The organism is Subtercola boreus (assembly GCF_003399645.1).
Classification (GTDB): domain Bacteria; phylum Actinomycetota; class Actinomycetes; order Actinomycetales; family Microbacteriaceae; genus Subtercola; species Subtercola boreus_A.
The window spans coordinates 16,684-33,820 of the sequence record NZ_NBXD01000024.1; the positions used below are offsets into that span (position 1 = coordinate 16,684).

16 protein-coding genes are annotated in these 17,137 nt (G+C 67.8%); 3 read left to right on the forward strand and 13 right to left on the reverse strand.

Features of this window, described 5'->3' with window-relative positions; translation table 11 throughout:
* Nucleotides 1-30: 30 nt before the first annotated feature.
* Nucleotides 31-894 carry a DNA adenine methylase gene (locus B7R24_RS11490; protein WP_116419123.1) on the reverse strand — a complete coding sequence of 288 codons (864 nt, stop codon included), beginning with the start codon at nt 892-894 and terminating at the stop codon, nt 31-33.
* 81 nt (nt 895-975) lie between these two features.
* Between B7R24_RS11490 and B7R24_RS11495 the strand changes: the two genes are divergently transcribed.
* The gene (locus B7R24_RS11495; RefSeq protein WP_116419124.1) at nt 976-1,587 is read left to right on the forward strand and encodes a hypothetical protein; all 612 of its coding nucleotides are present in this window, start codon (nt 976-978) and stop codon (nt 1,585-1,587) included.
* Here the strand turns inward: B7R24_RS11495 and B7R24_RS11500 are convergent.
* Together B7R24_RS11500 and B7R24_RS11505 are read right to left on the reverse strand one after the other, a co-directional pair.
* Nucleotides 1,564-2,058, reverse strand: coding sequence for a hypothetical protein (locus B7R24_RS11500; RefSeq protein ID WP_147304994.1), 495 nt, complete (start codon nt 2,056-2,058; stop codon nt 1,564-1,566). The genes B7R24_RS11495 and B7R24_RS11500 overlap by 24 nt on opposite strands.
* Before the next feature lie 46 nt (nt 2,059-2,104).
* A complete protein-coding gene (locus tag B7R24_RS11505) occupies nt 2,105-3,166 on the reverse strand; it encodes an LPXTG cell wall anchor domain-containing protein (protein ID WP_116419126.1) in 1,062 nt (353 codons plus the stop codon).
* 182 nt (nt 3,167-3,348) lie between these two features.
* Between B7R24_RS11505 and B7R24_RS17345 the strand changes: the two genes are divergently transcribed.
* On the forward strand, nt 3,349-4,287 hold the full coding sequence (locus B7R24_RS17345) for a GNAT family N-acetyltransferase (RefSeq protein ID WP_147304023.1): 939 nt from the start codon (nt 3,349-3,351) through the stop codon (nt 4,285-4,287).
* A 43-nt stretch (nt 4,288-4,330) separates the two neighbouring features.
* On the opposite strand, the gene B7R24_RS11515 is transcribed toward B7R24_RS17345, so the two are convergent.
* The 10 genes from B7R24_RS11515 to B7R24_RS11560 form a co-directional block, all read right to left on the reverse strand.
* Nucleotides 4,331-5,131, reverse strand: coding sequence for an alpha/beta fold hydrolase (locus B7R24_RS11515; RefSeq protein ID WP_172582801.1), 801 nt, complete (start codon nt 5,129-5,131; stop codon nt 4,331-4,333).
* 43 nt (nt 5,132-5,174) lie between these two features.
* The gene (locus B7R24_RS11520; RefSeq protein WP_116419129.1) at nt 5,175-6,488 is read right to left on the reverse strand and encodes an NtaA/DmoA family FMN-dependent monooxygenase; all 1,314 of its coding nucleotides are present in this window, start codon (nt 6,486-6,488) and stop codon (nt 5,175-5,177) included.
* Between the two features lie 15 nt (nt 6,489-6,503).
* Entirely contained in the window at nt 6,504-7,817 is a 1,314-nt protein-coding gene (locus tag B7R24_RS11525) for an NtaA/DmoA family FMN-dependent monooxygenase (protein WP_116419130.1), read from the reverse strand.
* The gene (locus B7R24_RS11530) at nt 7,817-8,494 is read right to left on the reverse strand and encodes a flavin reductase family protein (protein ID WP_116419131.1); all 678 of its coding nucleotides are present in this window, start codon (nt 8,492-8,494) and stop codon (nt 7,817-7,819) included. The genes B7R24_RS11525 and B7R24_RS11530 overlap by 1 nt, the downstream gene beginning before the upstream one ends.
* Before the next feature lie 9 nt (nt 8,495-8,503).
* Nucleotides 8,504-10,045 carry an ABC transporter substrate-binding protein gene (locus B7R24_RS11535; protein ID WP_116419132.1) on the reverse strand — a complete coding sequence of 514 codons (1,542 nt, stop codon included), beginning with the start codon at nt 10,043-10,045 and terminating at the stop codon, nt 8,504-8,506.
* Nucleotides 10,046-10,173: 128 nt separating this feature from the next.
* Nucleotides 10,174-11,871 carry an ABC transporter ATP-binding protein gene (locus B7R24_RS11540; protein WP_116419133.1) on the reverse strand — a complete coding sequence of 566 codons (1,698 nt, stop codon included), beginning with the start codon at nt 11,869-11,871 and terminating at the stop codon, nt 10,174-10,176.
* Nucleotides 11,868-12,794 (reverse strand): ABC transporter permease, encoded by a 927-nt coding sequence (locus B7R24_RS11545; protein ID WP_116419134.1) that lies wholly within the window; start codon nt 12,792-12,794, stop codon nt 11,868-11,870. Before B7R24_RS11545 ends, B7R24_RS11540 begins: the two co-directional genes overlap by 4 nt.
* Nucleotides 12,794-13,711, reverse strand: coding sequence for an ABC transporter permease (locus B7R24_RS11550; RefSeq protein ID WP_116419135.1), 918 nt, complete (start codon nt 13,709-13,711; stop codon nt 12,794-12,796). The genes B7R24_RS11545 and B7R24_RS11550 overlap by 1 nt, the downstream gene beginning before the upstream one ends.
* A gap of 239 nt (nt 13,712-13,950) precedes the next feature.
* Nucleotides 13,951-14,772, reverse strand: coding sequence for a GntR family transcriptional regulator (locus B7R24_RS11555; protein WP_116419136.1), 822 nt, complete (start codon nt 14,770-14,772; stop codon nt 13,951-13,953).
* Nucleotides 14,773-14,945: 173 nt separating this feature from the next.
* Entirely contained in the window at nt 14,946-15,782 is an 837-nt protein-coding gene (locus B7R24_RS11560; protein ID WP_116419137.1) for an alpha/beta fold hydrolase, read from the reverse strand.
* 115 nt (nt 15,783-15,897) lie between these two features.
* Between B7R24_RS11560 and B7R24_RS11565 the strand changes: the two genes are divergently transcribed.
* Nucleotides 15,898-17,100 (forward strand): MFS transporter, encoded by a 1,203-nt coding sequence (locus B7R24_RS11565; protein WP_253259432.1) that lies wholly within the window; start codon nt 15,898-15,900, stop codon nt 17,098-17,100.
* Nucleotides 17,101-17,137: the final 37 nt, after the last annotated feature.

Below are 17,137 nucleotides of genomic sequence, written 5' to 3' on the forward strand. Positions count from 1 at the left end.
ACCGTACCGGACGCCGGGCGGCACGTGCGGCTACTCCTTCGCCTGCCGGGCGCGCTGGGCGCGGGTGAGGGTGCGGTTCGCCCAGAGGGTGTCGCCGTCGCCGCGGTCGGCGTGGAGCGCCATGGTGTTCCAGCCGGCGTAGACCGCCGCAGGCCCGCCCCCGGGAGGTCCGGGTGCGAGGAGAGAGGCGCCGCGGGCGGTGACCGTGCCGACGAGGCTTCGGATCTCCTTCAACAGGGAGTCCGGACCGGTGCCAGTACCGTTGCCGGTGCCGGTGCCTGCGGCGGTGCCGGTGCCTGCGGCAGCGTTCGGGGCCGGGTCGGCCGCGTGGTCTCCACCGCTGAACGGCGGGTCGAGGTAGACCAGGTCTTCCTCGGCGACCTGCGCGACGATCGCGAAGAACTCCCGCACCTCGAAGCGCACGTCCCGGTTCTGCAGCAGCGCCGAGAGTCGGCGCGCGTTCGCTTCGTCGAAAGCCACGGCCTGCCGGGCCGACCCGTCGCGGTCGGTGCCGCCCCGCAGGTAGACGAACCGGGCCGCACGCTCGGCGGGTGTCATGCCGGCGAGGTGAGCGGGGGCATCCCGCTCGCTGACCGCCACCAGGTGTGCTCGATCATGCCGGTCGCGGTGCTCCCGCACATGTGCGATGAGGGTTTCGGCGTCTGAGGCGATCACCTGCCAGGCGTTCACCGTCTCTGGGTCGGCGCTGCTCAGGTGGAAGGTGCTGTCGGCGGACCGTTCCATCATCGCGATCGCGACGGCACCACCGTTGAGAAACGGCTCGATGTACGTCTCGAAGACCGCCGGCGCATGGCCCACCACGAAATCGGCCCACCGTCGCCCGCCGCCCGCCGTGAGGTAGGGCGGCGTGAGTGGTCTCAGACGGTCGGGCACCCTCCATTCTCACCCGCCGCGACCGCTCGGCCGCGGCGCCGACCGATTCGACGGGGCGCGCGGGCGTGAGACGATCGGGGGATGCGACGCGGTGATGACGAGAAGTGGGTCACGCTCAGCGGCATGGGTTGGTTGACGCCCTTCGTCGTCGTCAGCCCCATCCTGCTGACGCTCGCGGTGACGAACGGGGTGCACATCACGGCGATTCTGGCGCGCCGGTTTGCGCTGCCGTGGGTGATCGTGCTGTCGCTCGGCGCCGGCGCGGTGGCCTTCGGGCTCGTCGTGCTGGTTCTGCGGCTGCTCGTTCCACCGGTGCGGGTGAACCCGGGAGCCGGACTGCTGAGGGCCGGGCGCCGCACCTTCTCGTACGAAGATGTCACGGCGGCGCAGCTCGTGGTGGGAACCTCGAAGACCCGCCGCAACCTGAACCTCGTGCTGCGGTCATCGCGGGGCAGGCGGGCCGCCATTCTGGTGCGCGATGGGAAGGGACGCACCCTGACCGCGGAGGAGTCACGGCTGGTCGTCGACCTCATCGGCCGGTCGAACATCGCGATGCCGACGTCGCCCGACGACCCCACAGGCGCGTTCGCCCGCTACAACTTCCCCGGCAACGTGACCAAGGCCGATGCGCTCGCCCTGGTCGAGCATCCGCCCACCTTCAGCGACCCGCTACCGATCCCGCCGGTGGTCTGAGCGGCCAGCGACCCGCCACCAGAAGAAGAACCGCGCCCGGTAGGCGAAGACGACGGCGCCCATCGCGATCGCGAAGCTCAGGGCGGCACACCCCGCCAGCGCGAGGGGCCGGGTGGTGCGGAGGCCTTCGTCGAACTGGAGCACGAAGAACCACACGACGGCAGCGGCGACCAGCAGAATCGAGAGCACCTTCAGCGCCATCGGCGGGTGGGGGCGCGAGCGTGCACGCAGGCGCAACCGGTCGACGACGAGGGCCCAGGGAATGCAGAGCAGAGAAACGAAGGGGAGCGAGAACCCCGGCAGCGCGAGGTGCACCGTCATCACCGTCGCATACGCCGCCACCAGCAGGGCCAGCGCGCACCAGGCGAGAACCGCCGTGCGATCGCTGACGGGCAGAGGGTCTGGCGAGATGCCGAGCTGATACCGCGGGGATCGTCCCTGCTCATCCACCGGGGGGCGCTCACGTCTCACGATCGTGGCCGCGCTCGCCCGGTGGATGCCGCAGTCGAACGGCGTGTCAGGCGCGCTTGCGGCGCGTCGCAACGAGTGCGGCGCCCGCGAGGCTGAGGGCGCCGGCTGCAGCGAGGAGGCCCCGTGCGTCGACGCCGGTGTTGGCGAGCTGGTGACCGGATGCCGCCGCAGCCACCGTGGTCGGTGTGGGCGCCGGGGTCACGACGACGACGGGAGCGGCAGGGGTCGCCGCGAGCACGAACTGCACCGGAGCCGAAGGGGGCGAGATCAGGGAGACGAGTTTGCCCGCAGCATCGATGTCGGCGAGCACCGCGGTCGCGGTGTAGTCGTTCGGCTCAGCCGTGAGGGTCACCGACCAGTTGCCGTCCTTGTCGACGATGATGGGGTCGGCCGGGTCGGAGGGCTCCGGGGCGGCCTGGGCGCTGCGGGCGTTCGCCGCCGCATCGAGGGCCGCGGTCGGCAGGGCGACGACGACGACGTTCTTGCCGGGGGTACCCGTTCCGGTGAAGGTGACCGAGTCGCCGTAGACCGTCGAACCGGCGGTGGGTGCGGTGATCACCGGCGCGGGCAGGCTCTGGTCGGGCAGAGTGAACGACCGCTTGACCGTGTTGAGGTCATTGCCGTCGAGTGTTCCGGTGACCGTCACAGACTGGGCGACGGATGCCTCGGGGCCGTAGGTGTACGCGACGACGAAGACATTCAGCTCACCGACGGTGGCCGTGCCGAGCACCGTCTTGTCGGAGCCGGTGACGGTGATGACGGCGCCCGCGGGAGCGGTGCCCCCGAACACGACGGAGCGCGCGATGGCCGGCTTGCCGGCCTCGGGGGTGAGCAGCGAGATCTCGGTCGGAACCGGGGCTGGGGTGGCGGTCGGCGCAGGAGTCGGGTCGCCCGTCGGCGCCGGTGTCGGCGTCGCAGTCGGTTCCGGCGTCGCCGTCGGTTCCGGTGTCGCGGTCGGTTCCGGCGTCGCTGTCGGCTCGGTCGTGGCTGCGGGGGCGGGTGTGGCCTCGTCGGCGAACGCCGCGGCGCCCGAAACGAGCACCCCGCCCAACCCGATCGATGCCGCCAGGGTAGCCACAAGGAGTTTGTGGCGCAGAGATGTCGTCATGATGCTGTCTTCCAACTAACCCACCCCGAAAGTAAGAAGTACGCCGTGCGTGGGACTCACGGCAACATCTGTGAACCTATCAGCTTGCACCGGTCTCCCTGCACTCCCCCGAAAGGGGCAGGCTTGCACAAACGGATGCGCCGCGAGAGCATCGAAGAGCACCGACGCCCGGAAAGGCATGAATGATCCGCCGAGCCACACCCGCCGACCTCGATCTGCTGCTCTCCGCCCGTCAGCACGACCCGGTTGCCCTCGTCGACGAGGAGCGGTTCCGCCGGGAGCTCGACCTCGGCCAGTACCGGTTCGAGTGGAGTTTCGTCGATGAGGTGGAGGGCCGGTTGCGCGCCCGGGCGCTCTGGTGGGGGCCACCCGAGGCCGAGCATCCGATCTCCCTCGACTGCGTCTGGGTCGACCCCGCCGAGGCAGACCCCACGACCGTCGCGGCGCAACTCGTACGGGCCGGCCACCAGGCCCTTTTCGCGGCCGGGCTGAAGACCCGGCCCGACTTCATCGTGACCGTCGACCCGGCCTGGCGGAAAGACCCCGACGCCGTGGTGGCAGCGCACTGGCGCACCGAGGCGGTGGCCCGGGCCGGCCTCACCGAGCGCATCGAGCGCCTCAGCTACGCGTGGACGCCCGCCGATCCTCTCCCGGCCCGCAGCACCCGGCTGACGTTTGACCCGGCCGACGATTCGGCGTTCCTCGACGTCTTCGCGCAGGTCGCCCAGCAGAGTCTCGACCTGCTCACCCTGCAGAATCTCCGCGAGCTCGGCGCTGAAGCGCAGGCGGCCGACGACCTCGAGTTCTACCTCAGCCTGCCCGGCGACCGGGGGCTCTGGCGATTGGCCCGGAACGCAGAGCGTCACCTCGTCGGGTTCGTCATCCCCTCGCGAAGCGCCTATGACGCCAGCGTGAGTTACCTCGGCGTGGTGCCCGGGCAGCGGGGGCACGGTTTCGTCGACGATCTGCTCGCCGAGATCACCCACGTGCACGCGGCGAACGGCGCCCCGCGCATCACCGCAACCACCGACACCACAAACGCACCCATGGCGGCCGCGTTCCTGAGAAACGGCTACCGCATCACGAAGGCCCGGCTCGTCTTCACCGCCCCGACAAGCTGACGGAGCTACCCGGACTTCCCCGAAGCGTCAAGCGCCGCCGGGTTCAGGCGGCGACCGCCACAATGGCGTCGACGAACTCCTTCGGCGAGCGCGAACCGAACTGCCCCGAGACCGGCATGAACACGTCTCGGGTGCCGGGCATGTGGAAGAACTCGAGCGGGGCATCCGGAGTCATCTGCGCCGACGGCGCGTGGATGACCGTGAGGGCCACCCCGTCGGCGATCAGTTTCTGGTTCAGCTCGTAGACGGTCGACCCGTACCGGAACACGGCCGGGTAGATGGAGTTGTACCGCTCGAGGTTGACGACGGCCTCGGCCACGCAGAGCGACAGGTCGCGCGGGCTGTCGGTGCCGTAGAGCCCGACGTTCTTCTTCCAGAAGTACTCGAAGAGGGAGCCGTCTTCGGTGACGGTCAGGTCGGGCGCCCAGTTCTCGGCCCAGTACTCGTCTGCCTCGGGGTCGGGCAGGCTCAGCGAGTAGAGCACGGCTGCCGCCACCCGGCCGCTACCGGCGAGCGTCGCCACCTGAGTGGCCAGTGTGCTGCCCGTCTTCATACCCACCGCGGTGAAGTCGCCGATGCCGAGGGCGTCGATCGCCTGCAACAGGATGCGCCCGTAGTCGGGAATGCCGGAACCCGCGGGAGCGGAGTCGGAGAGTCCGAACCCGGGGGTGTCGAAGGCGAAGGCCGTCAGGTGCTCGCCGAGCGGCTTCATGATCGGCTCGTAGACCAGCGACGAGCGCGGCGACTCGTGGAAGAGCACAGCGACGGGCCCGCCCTCGCTGACGGCCGGTCCGCTCGAACGGTAGTGCAGCTGGCCCCAGTCGGTGTCGACGTATCCGCGCATGTGTGTCGTGCCTTTCGGTGGTGAAGAAGCGTGAGAAGAAGTGTCAGAACTCGAGCAGGTTGTCGCGCAGCTGGTCGAAGGAGTAGCCGCGCCGGGTGAGCCCGCGGCGCTGCAGCTCGGGCACGAGCCCATCGGTGATCTCGGCGATGAACCGGCGGGTGACGCCGTTGGTGCCGATCAGAAAGCCGTCGCCGCCGACCTCGGCCATGATGTCCTCCATCAGTCCGGCCACGCGGTCGGGTGTGCCGACCAGGGCAGGGCCCGCCGAGCCGCTTCGGCTGATGGTCGCCTCACGCAGGGTCTTCGTGGCGTTGCGCGACGAGAATTCGGCGAACTGCTGCGTGCCGTTGGTCGAGAGTCCGAGTTCGCCGAGGGGAACATCGAGCGGGATGTTCGCGAAGTCGATGTCTGTGCTCTTCGCCATCGCGGCGAGCGCCACCTCGATGTTCTCCGCGACATCCGTGCGCTGAGCGGCGACGCGATCGTCGGCCTCGGACTGGCTCGCCCCGACGGTCGGCCAGATGCCGAACAGCACCTTGACGTCGTCGGGGTTGCGCCCGAACGAGACCGCGGCCTCGCGGACCTTCTCGCGGTACTCCTTCATCTTCGCGGGAGTGGCCTGGATGGCGATCACCGTGTCGGCGTATTTGGCGGCGAACGCTATGCCCCGGGGAGACCCGCCGGCCTGCGAGATGATCGGCCGGCCCTGCGGCAGCGGCCCCGAGTTGAGCGGGCCCCGGGTCGAGAAAGTGGAACTGGTGAAGTCGGCGCGGTGCACCTTCGTGTGGTCGGCCCAGACGCCGGTCTCGGCATCGGCCACCACCGCATCCGGTTCCCAGGTGTCCCAGAGGGCGAGCGAGGCGTTGATGAAGTCCTCCGCGGTGTCGTACCGCGAGTCGTGCTCGCCCATGCCGGGATAGCCGTAGTTCTGCAGCGCCCGGTCGCTGGTGCCGGTGACGAGGTTCACGCCCATCCGGCCCTTCGACAGCTGGTCGAGCGAACCCACCAGTCGGGCGAGCATATACGGGTGGTACGCGAACGACCCCGCGGTCGGAATGATGCCCAGCCGTGAGGTGGCCTGCGACAGCAGCGTGGCGACGATCATCGGGTCCTGCCGCGGCGCCTGGAACGCGTGCTTGAGGTACACCTCCATGGAGTCGCCGTAGCGGTCGCCGACGAAGGTGTTGTCCTCGATCAGCACGTAGTCGAAGCAGGCACGTTCCATCGCTCGGGCGAGGTCGACGAAGATGTCGGCCGACTGCCACTGGGTGCCGATCGCCCCGGAGAAGGGCTGCCCCCAGGCCGGCACGCTGGTGCCGTTCAGGAACCAGCCGAGATGGAAGGGTGTGACGCTCATGTGGATGCCGGTTCCTTAGAACGAAGCCAGGTTGGCTTTGAAGGTGGTCTTGTCGTAGTCGCTGCGGATGAGGCCGCGCCGGCGGAGCGCCGGCGCCAGGCCCGAGGCGATTTCGTCGATGTAGCGCCTCGAATGGGTGCGCACCGGCTCGCCGCGGATGAGGAAGCCGTCGCCACCGACGAACTCCATCACCTCGTCCATCTGTTCCGCGACGGAGTCGGGCGTGCCCACGAGCCGCACTCCCCCCGGCTTCGCGCTGAGGGCCTCGCGGATGGTACGACCGGCGGCCGCTTTGCGGAACCCGGCCAACCCCGACTGGTGCCCGTTCGTCTGCACATCGTCGGGCAGCGGCCTGTCGAGGTCGAACTGCTTGAAGTCGATCTCCATGGTGATCGACATGATGCCGAGCTGAGTCTCGATCTGGTCCTGGCTCATTTCGTAGGTGCGATCGAAGAGCTCCTCGGCGTCGTCCTGGGTCTCACCGAGCACGGGCTGGATGATGAACATCACCTTCACCCCGTCGGGGTTGCGACCGTGGGCCGCGGCCCGGGCGCGGATGTCGTCGCGGTACTCCTTCATGCCCTCGACGGTGTTGCTCGAGGCCAGCAGCACGTTGGCGTGCTTGGCGGCGAAGTCCCGGCCCTTGGGCGAGCCTCCGGCCTGGCAGATCACCGGATGGCCCTGCGGACCGGCCGGAAGGTTGAGGGGCCCGCGCACCTTGAAGTATTTGCCCACGTGGTTGATCTCATGCACCTTGGTGTGGTCGGCGTAGTACCCGGTCTCGCGGTCGGCGACGATCGCGCCGGGCTCCCAGGAGTCCCAGAGGTTCTTCACGACCGTCACGAACTCCTCGGCCATGTCGTAGCGCTCGTCGTGCTGCAGCAGCTGGTCGAGGCCGTAGTTCTGCCCGGCGAGGTCTTCGCTCGAGGTCACGACGTTCCAGCCGACGCGGCCCCGGGTGAGGTGGTCCATCGTCGCCATCACCCGTGCCACGAGGAACGGCGGGTAGAACGAGGTCGACATGGTGGCGATGAACCCCATGTTCTCGGTCGCCGCGGCGAGCAGGGGAAGCAGGGGAACCGGATCCGCCTTCGGCGCGTGCAGCGCGTGCTTCAGGTCGTTCTCCGTCGTGCCTCCGTAGCTGTTCGACACGAGCGTGGAGTCCTCGAACATCATGAAGTCGAAGCCGGCCCGTTCGAGCTGCTTGGCCATGTCGATGTAGTAGTCGCCGTTGAACCAGGTCAGCGCCGTGTCGTTCGCCCAGGGGCTCTTCCACGCGGGGGCCTTGAACGGGGTGAACCATGCGAGGTGGAACGGGTCTGCGGACATTACTGGTGCTCCTTATGTAGTTCTGGATCTGTGGCGCCGGCGAGCGCCTCGAGCGCCGCTTCTCCGCCCGGCTGGGCGCCGATCCATTCGTCGGTGCCCGCCGGCACGGTGTGCCGGTATTCGTTGGTGACGGTCGTGTAGAGCGACCCGCCGAGCCGGCCGACGGGCCGGTACTTCAGCACGTCGACCCGACCGCTCTCGTCGAGAATGTCGTCGTCGGCATGGATGCCCAGCACCTGCCCGATCACGACATGGGTGTCGTAGACCTCGATCTCACTGAGGAACATGCACTCCAGAGACACCTTCGCGACGGCGAGGCGCGGCGGGGTGATGCGGGTCGAGGGCAGGGTCTGAAGGCCCAGCAGGGCGATCTCGTCGACCTCGGCCGGCAGGATCGCCGCCGAGGCGGTCTCGACCTCGGCCAGGCCCTCGCTCACCATGTTGACGACGAACTCCCCCGTGGCCTTGATGTTGTCGTAGCTGTCCTTCTGGCCGACGAACGAGATCATCAGGGTCGGCGGGTCCATCGAGACGAGGTTGAAGTAGCTGTACGGTGCGAGGTTGCCGCGCCCCGAGGCATCCTGGGTCTGCACCCAGGCGATCGGGCGCGGCACGACGGAGTTCTTGATCATCCAGATGAAGTCGACGTTCGATCCGGTGTCGTCGGCGAGATACATCCGTCTCCCCTACTTCCAGGCTGCCGTGCGGAAGTCGACCTGGCCGTCAGATCGCGGAGTCCAGTCGAGCTGCGCCGCGAGCCCGTAGGTGCCCGTCGAGTAGTCCACATTCGCGATGTAGTTCTTCTCCGCGTTGATGGCCCAGATCTTCGCGATGACCGCCTTGCGGGCCTCGGGGTCGACCGTGGTGCCGGCCTCGACGATCAGTCTGTCGATGTCGGGGTCGGAGAACAGGGCGTAGCCGGTCGGGCCGTAGAGGTAGTTGAGCGTGGTGGCCGCATCCATCATCGACGGGGAGAACTGGTACAGGTACAGCCCGGCGAGCTTCTTCGAGGTCCACAGCAGGGTGAAGCTGGCAATGTCGCCGCCGGTCAGGGTCACGTTCACACCGATGTCGGCGAGCTGGGCGGCGATGGACTGCGCCATCTCGTTCGTCATGGGCACGTTGCCGTCGGTCTGGTAGTCGAACTCGATGGGACTGCCGTCGTAGCCCGACGAAGCCACGAGCGCCTTCGCCTTGTCCACGTCGAAGGGCAACGGCTCGAGCGAGTCGTCGTAGCCGTTCACATCGGGGGTGACGGATGCCGCGGTCGCGACGGTTCCGTTACCACCGAGCAGGGTGTCGATGAGTGTCGCCCGGTCGATGCCCATGCTGATGGCAGCGCGCAGGTCGACATTGGCGAGCGGCCCGGTGAGGGTGTTCATACCGAGGTAGACCACCTGGTTGCTGGCGGCGCTGACCTCGGCGTAGCCAGAACCGGCGTTCTTGACCGTGTCGACCTGCGAGGGGGCGATCGCCGTGAGATCGATCGACCCCGACAGCAGACCGTTCACACGGGCCTCGGAGTCGGCGACCGGAACGACGGTGATGTCGGTGATGGTGCCCTTGGCGCCCCAGGCGTCGGGGTTCTTCTTCAGCACGGTGGAGACGCCCGGGGTCCAGCTGACGAAGGTGTACGGGCCCGATCCGATGGGCGCCTTGGCGAAGCCCTCAGCGCCGAGCGCCGTGTAGACGGCCTTCGGCACGATCGAGATGTAGTAGACGATGCGGGTGAAGTTGGCGTCGCCCGACTTGAGCGTGAAGGTCACGTTGCCGGCGCCGGTCGACGACATGCTCTCGATGTTGTTCGTGTAGATGTGGTTCAGCGAGGTCGAGGTGTCGATGACCGTCTGGAAGCTGAAGATCACATCGTCGGCCGTCACGGGCGACCCGTCGGAGAACGTCGCCGCGCTGTTCAGCGTGAAGCTCCAGGTCTTGGCGTCTTCGCTGGCCGTCCACTCGGTGGCCAGGCGGGGCTGCAGGGCGCCCGTGCCGTCGACCTCGGTGAGCTGGTCGAACACCGCGTGGAAGATGTTGAGGCTGAGCAGGCCGTTGTCGATCACGGGATCGGGCGTCTTCAGGTCGGCGGGCTGCGCGACGGTGATCGAGTCGGCGTGCTCGGGAAAGGAGGCGGCCGAGTCGGAGGACGAGCCGGCGCTGCAGGCGGTCAGGGCGGCGATCACGCTGGCGGTCAGCACGACGGCGGCGAAACGTTTCGTTCTGTGGAACATGGGGTGGTTCCTCTCGGGGTTGGCGAAAGCAGGGGGTGGCGACCTGCGGGGTTGGCGAAGAGCGCGCTCGGGCAGGGTCGGTGACGAACCAGAGCGCGTGAGGGTAGGTGTGGGACGGGATGCGAGGTCTAGGCGGCAGCGGCTCCCGAACGCTGGCGACGACGGGGGTCGGGAAGGGGGGCCGAAGCGAGCAGCCGCTGGGTGTACGCGTGCTGCGGCGAATCGAAGACGCGGGCTGTCGGCCCGGTTTCGACGAAGGTGCCCTGGTACATCACGGCGACGTGGTTGGCCAGGGAGCGCACGACCGAGAGGTCGTGCGACACGAAGAGGTAGGCGAGACCGAGCTCGGCCTGCAGGTCTTTGAGCAGGGCGATCACCTGGGCCTGGATCGACACGTCCAGCGCCGACGTCGGTTCGTCGAGCACGAGCACCTGCGGCTTGAGGGCGAGTGCCCGCGCGATTCCGATGCGCTGGCGCTGCCCGCCCGAGAACTCGGCGGGCTTCCGCCAGGCCATCTCCTTCGTGAGCCCGACCTGATCGAGCACCTCGGCGACACGGGCGGCGCTGTATCGGCCATTGATGCGCAGGGGCTCGGCCACGATGTCGTGCACGCTGAGCCGCGGGTCGAGGGAGGAGTACGGGTCTTGGAAGACGGCCTGGATGGCGGGCCGGAGCGGCCGGCGCTGCCGGTCCGTCATGGCCGAAACGTCCCTGCCCTCGAAGCTCACGCTGCCCGAGGTGAGCTTCTGCATGCCGAGGATGGCGCGCACCAGTGTCGACTTGCCGCAGCCCGACTCGCCCACGAGCCCCATCGTCGTGCCGGCGCCGAGGTCGAACGAGACCCCGTCCACCGCCTTGAACGGGTCGGCCTTCCGGCCCCACGCCCCCCGCAGCGGGTAGTGGATCTTCACGTCTCTCACCTGCACCACGGCATTCGCGGCTGCGTGCGCCTCGGTCTCGTCGGCCTGGTCGGCCGTGACGATCGGATGCACGGCTGTCGCCGTGTCGACGGGGTCGCCGGTCACGGGCAGGATGCTCGACAGCAACCGGATCGTGTACGGGTCTCTGGGGCGTTCGAACACGTCGACGGTCAAGCCGCTCTCGACGATCTTTCCCTTCAGCATGACGAGCACGCGATCCGCATTCTCGGCGACGAGACCGAGATCGTGCGTGACCAGCACCAGCGAGGAGCCGATGCGTTCGCGCACCTCCTGCAGAACATCCATCACCTGGGCCTGCACCGTGACGTCGAGTGCGGTCGTCGGCTCGTCGGCGATGAGCATCCGTGGTTCGTGGGCGATCGCCATGGCGATCATCACCCGCTGGCGCTGGCCACCCGAGAGCTCGTGCGGAAAACCTCGCAACCGGCGTTCGGGGTCGGGCAGATGCACCAGGTTCAGCAGCCGCAGCGACTTCGCCCTGACCTCTTCGCGGCTCAGCCCCTTCTCGTGCAGGGTGATCATCTCGGCGAGCTGGGTGCTGATGCGCTGTACCGGGTTCAGGGAAGTCATCGGGTCTTGGAAGATCATCGACAGTTCACCGCCGCGCACCCTCCGAAGCGCATCTTCGGAGACCGTCAGCAGGTTCCGCCCGCCGAGCAGCACCTCGCCCGACACGACGCGCACACCGCGGGGAAGCAGGCCCATCGTCGAGAGCATCGTCATCGACTTGCCCGATCCTGACTCACCGACCAGCGCCACGACCTCGCCGGGGAAGACGTCGAAGCTGACGCCGTCGACGAGGGTGGTCGGATCGGTGATCGGGCCGGCCTGGATGACGAGATCCCTGACGCTGAGAACAGCTGCTGCACCGAACAGGGATCTCATGCGCCGCTCCGATCGGGCTGTCGGTCGCCGGTGAAGCGCTGGCTGATGAACTGCAGGCCGGCAACGAGCATGAAGAGCATGATTCCCGGAAAGACGGTGATCATCGCATCGTCTCGGAGGTACGCCTGGCCGTCTTTGATCATGCCGCCCCAGCTGGGTGTCGGGGCCTGGATGCCGAGGCCGAGGAACGACAGCGCCGCCTCCAGCAGCACGATGATGCCGATGTCGAAGGGCACGAGCACGGCGAGCGCGGGAATCACGTTCGGTACGAGATGTTTGCGCAGAATCCACATCTGCGAGGCGCCGTGGGTCTTGGGCGCCCAGATGAATTCCCGCTCGCGGAGCGACCAGGCGGTTGCCCGGGAGACCCGCGCATAGCCGACCCAGTTGGCGAGCCCGATCACCACGATGAGGGTGATCTCCGACGGACCGATCGCCGACACGATGGCGATGAGCAGCAGCATGATCGGAATGGCGAGCTGAATGTCGGCCAGGGCCGAGATGACGTTGTCGAGCGCGCCGCCGAAATAGCCGGCGAGCAGCCCCAGCGTCACCCCGATCAGGAGGTTGAGGGCCACTGCCGGTACCGCGATGCTCAGCGACACCCGGCCCGCGACGGCGAGCCGGGAGAGCATGTCCCTGCCGAGGGCATCTGTTCCGAGCAGGTGCGACGGGTCGGTGAACGGATCGAGAAAGCGCAGTCTCAGGTCTTGCGAGGTCGGGTCGAAGACCGGCAGCAACGGCACCACCACGATGACGAGCAGCACCACCACGACCATCCCGACCGCGACGGAGTACGAGGGGGTCGACTTCTGCCATCCGGCGCGGCGGCTCTTCGGCGACGCACCCCGCGGTGTCCCACCCTCCGGCAGCGGCGTGCCGACGCGGCCGATCAGGCTCGTCGCATCTTCGGTCTGGGTCATCAGCGCAGTCTCACTCTCGGGTCGAGCACTCCGTACAGCAGGTCGACACCGAAGTTCACGATGACGAAGAACAGCGCGATGACGAGAATGGCCGCCTGCACCACCGCATAGTCGCGCTGGCTGATCGAAGAGATGAGCAGCTGCCCGACCCCCGGCCAGTTGAAGACCAGTTCGACCACGACCGTGCCGCCCAGCAGTGCACCGAGGTTCAGTCCGGCGACGGTGATGACGGGAAGAAGGGCGTTCGGCAGCATGTGCTTCAGAATGACCATGCTTCGCCGCTGGCCCTTCGCGTACGCGGTTCGCACGTAGTCTTGTTTGTGCTGTTCACCGAAGCCGGTGTCGAGCAGGCGGATGTAGAGCGCCAGTTCCAGAGTTGCGATGGTGATGGCCGGCAGGATGATCGACTGCGGTGAGTTGTTGCCGAGCGCCGGCAGCATGCCGAGCTCCACAGCGAAGACGATCACGAGGATGATGCCGAGCCAGAACGAGGGAACGGCCTGCCGGGCGCTCGCCAGCCAGAGCACCGCGCTGCGGAGCCGGGAGGAGGCCGCGAGCTGCAGCGCCAGCACCACCAGGAACGCCAGCACGATACCGAGAACGAACGAGCTGAGAGCGAGCTCGAGCGTGGCGGGTAAGCGCTGCATCACGAGGTCGAGGGCAGGGAGGTTCTGGCGGAGAGACAGCCCGAGATCGCCCTGGAACAGCGCCGCGAGAAAGGTGACGTACTGCACCGGCAGCGGTGCGCTGAATCCGAGCGTCTCACTCAGCTTGTCGATGTCGGCGGGCGATGCCTCGGGACCGAGCAGCAGGGCCGCGGGGTTGCCGCTGAGGCGAACGAGGAAGAAGGCGACGGTCACGACACCGAAGACCGTCACGATGCCCTGAATGAGCCGGCGTCCGATGAAGCGTGCCACGTCGTACCCTCACTCTTTGACAAGAACGAGCATCCGGCGGGTTCCAGATGCGCCGTTGCCGTACGACCATTAGAGCGAAGTCACATTTCGGCGCTGCATCCGCGGGATTATGTTTGCATTTCGCGCTGTTCGAAGGCGTCGGCAGAGCCCTCTGACCGGCCATTTCTTCGAGCTACGCGCTCTATTCGCCAGAGGATGACCCCGACTGCCGCCTGACGACGAGCGGTTTCGCCCTGTGCTCAGGCAGCGTCGTCGACCGCGGGGCGCATGGCCAGCACCTGTTTGTCTTCGGCCCAGAGCGCGACTCGGTCGCCCCGGTAATGGCCGTAGGCGAGCATCAGCGCTGTTCCGTCGGCGTCGCGGATGAGGGTCTCTCGGGTCAGAATGGCCGCCCCCTCCTTCAGTTCCAGCAGTTTCGCTGTGCGCTCGTCGCAGTTGACCGCCTCGACGGTCGCCTCGTACTGGGTGACCGGCAGGCGCCGCAACCAGTCGAGGTAGTCGGCGGTGTCGGCGAAGAGACCGTTCTCGAACTGCTCGACGATCGGGTAGTAGCCGACGATGACGCCCACGGGCATCCCCTCGATGCTGACGAGGTCTTCGCGCATCACAACGCGGTCTGCCTCGGTGCCGAGCCGTGCCTTGACGTGTTCGTGGGCGCTCACCACCGACTGCTCGACGCACTTCGAGTCCATCTCGATGGAGCTCGGATGCTCGAGGGTCTGGGCCCCGAACTGCCAGCCCTGCGTCGGCAGCAGCGACAGCAGCGGGAGTTCGAAGATGGAGCCGACGATGTTGGTGCCGATGCGCTGGCGCCGACGGATGAGCCCCTCGTTGCCCAGCATGGCGAGGGCGCTCCGGATGCTGTTGCGACTCATCATCATCGAGAGCACGAGTGCGTTCTCCTCGACCTGGTCGGTGTCGCCGAGCAGGCCGCGCCGGATGCTCGCCCGCAGCAGCGCATGGGCCCGCCGGGGCGAGCTCTGCAACAGTTCGCGAATGCGCGCTTCGCTGCCCGCGCGCGCGCGACCGATGGCTTCGATCAGTTCGGAGTCATCTCGCATGATGGATCCCCCAGCCGTAGTCGTCGTGGCCCTCAGACTACGTGCGGAGTTTTGCGGGCACTGTCACCTTCTGTGAACAGCCTGTTTCGACTGTCTGGGTACGACGAACGGCGGGGCCGGGCGCCTGTTCGCACCCGACCCCGCCGTCACGTGTTCGTTCCACTTCGCTTGTGCTACTTCGCGAGGAAGGCGAGAACCGCCTCGTTCCACTCCTCGGGGTTGCTCACGGTCACGCCGTGCGGTGCGTCAGCGATGACGACCAGCTCGCTGCCGGGGATGGCCTCGTGCGTGCGTGCGCCGGAGCCCTCGAAGGGCACCGTGCCGTCGCCGGCGCCGTGGATGACGAGCGTCGGAACCGAGACCTTCGTGAGGTCGTCACGGAAGTCGGTGCTCGCGAAGGCTGCCATGCAGGCGAGCGAGGCGACCTTGCTCGACTGCTTCGCCAGCGTGATCGCCTCCTGGCGCTCCGCCTCAGTGACCTTCAGAACGCCATCGACCGAGTAGAACCCGGTCGTGAATTCGTCATAGAAGTCATCTTCGCTCTTGGTCAGCCCCGCTGTCATCGAGGCGGCAGCGGCGGCATCCAGGGGGCCGTCGGGGTTGGTCGGGCCTTTCAGCAAAAACGGCGGAACAGCCGAGGCGAAGACCACGCTGTGCAGCCGCTCGGTTCCGTACTTCGTGAAGTACCGCGCGACCTCGCCGCCACCCATCGAGAATCCGACGAGGGTGACATCGTTCAGGTCGAGCTCGGTGAGGAGTGCGTGCAGGTCTTCGGTGAGGGTGTCGTAGGTGTAACCGGTGTGCGGCTTGTCACTCCGACCGAACCCGCGTCGGTCGTAGGTGACCACCCGGTAGCCGGCTGCCTCGAAGACGGGCACCTGCTTCGACCAGGACTCACCAGAGAGGGGCCAGCCGTGAATCAGAACGACTGGGCGGCCGTTTCCGCCGGTGTCGTCGACGTGCAGATTGGTGTTCTTGAACAGTCCGTGGTGTGCAGTAATCTCGGCCATGTCATCTTCCTTCCGCCGTCGCACCGTTGCGCGAAGGCTCTGTCTGTTCGAAACGGTACGCTCACCGGTTTGAAACGACGGGAGGCTTGACACCGCCTGAACGAGAGGTAGTGGGGTGGGCCGAGAACATTCCCGCGGATTCTGGATCGTCGCCGCCACCTTCCTGCTCGTGATGGCCTACGCAACCGTTCCCACGCCGCTGTATCCGCTCTACCAGCAGCGCGACGACTTCCCGCCCACCGTCATCACCGTGATCTTCGCCGCGTTCGCGGTGGGGGTGATGCTGAGTCTGTACCTGGCCGGGCACGTCAGCGACTGGCTCGGGCGCCGGCGGGTGCTGCTCGTCGCTGTGCTGGTGTCGGCGCTGTCGGCGGTGCTCTTTCTCGCGTGGCCGGAGGTTCCCGGCCTCATCGTCGCACGGCTGGTGAACGGCATCAGTGTCGGCATTCTGGCCGCGACGGCAACGGCCTTTCTGGGTGAGCTCCGCGCCGGCGCGAAGCCCGATGAGACGCCGGCCGTCGCCGCGACGGTCTCTGCCGGAGTGAACCTCGGGGGGCTGGCGCTCGGGCCGCTCATCGGCGGTGTCTTCGCCGACTTCCTCCCCGCTCCGCTGGTGCTGCCGCACCTGGTGTTCGTGGTCGTGCTGCTTCTGTCTGCGGCATCCCTGCTTCTCGTGCCCGAGACCGTGGAACGCCCCGAGACGCTGCCGCGGTGGCGACCCCAGCGGCTCTCGGTGCCGCCGGCCGGTCGACGGGCGTTCCAGGCCTCGGCCTTCGGAGCCTTCTCGGGGTTCGCCGTGTTCGGCCTGTTCACCGCGCTCGCTCCGACCTTCCTCGTTGTCACGTTCCGTGCCGACGACCATCTTCTCGCCGGTGCCACCACCTTCTCCGTCTTCGCGGCGGCCGCCGTCGGGCAGATCGTCTTCGCCCCCCTGGCGCCGCGCAGCCAACTCACCCTCGCGCTCGCGGCGAGCGCCGCCGGGCTGCTACTCGTCGCTTTCGGTGCCCTGGTGCCGGCGCTCCCGGTCTTTCTGCTCGGTGGCATCATCTCGGGCCTCGGCGTCGGCCTGCTCTTCCGTGCAGCCATGATGACGGCGGGCCGCATCGCCAACCCCGAGCGGAAGGGTGAGACCCTCGCGCTGATGTTCCTCGTCGCCTACACAGGCCTCGCCGTTCCCGTGCTGTTGGTCGGGTTGGCCCTGCAGTTCGCACCCGCCACCGTGGTATTGCTGGTCTTCGCGGCCGCCGCGCTCGGGGCGACGCTGTCGGCGGCGACCCTGATGCGACGGGCTACCGAACCCCCGGCGCCCCAGGCGTGACCCTTTCCTCTGGGCTGGGTGCGAACCGGAAGATCCT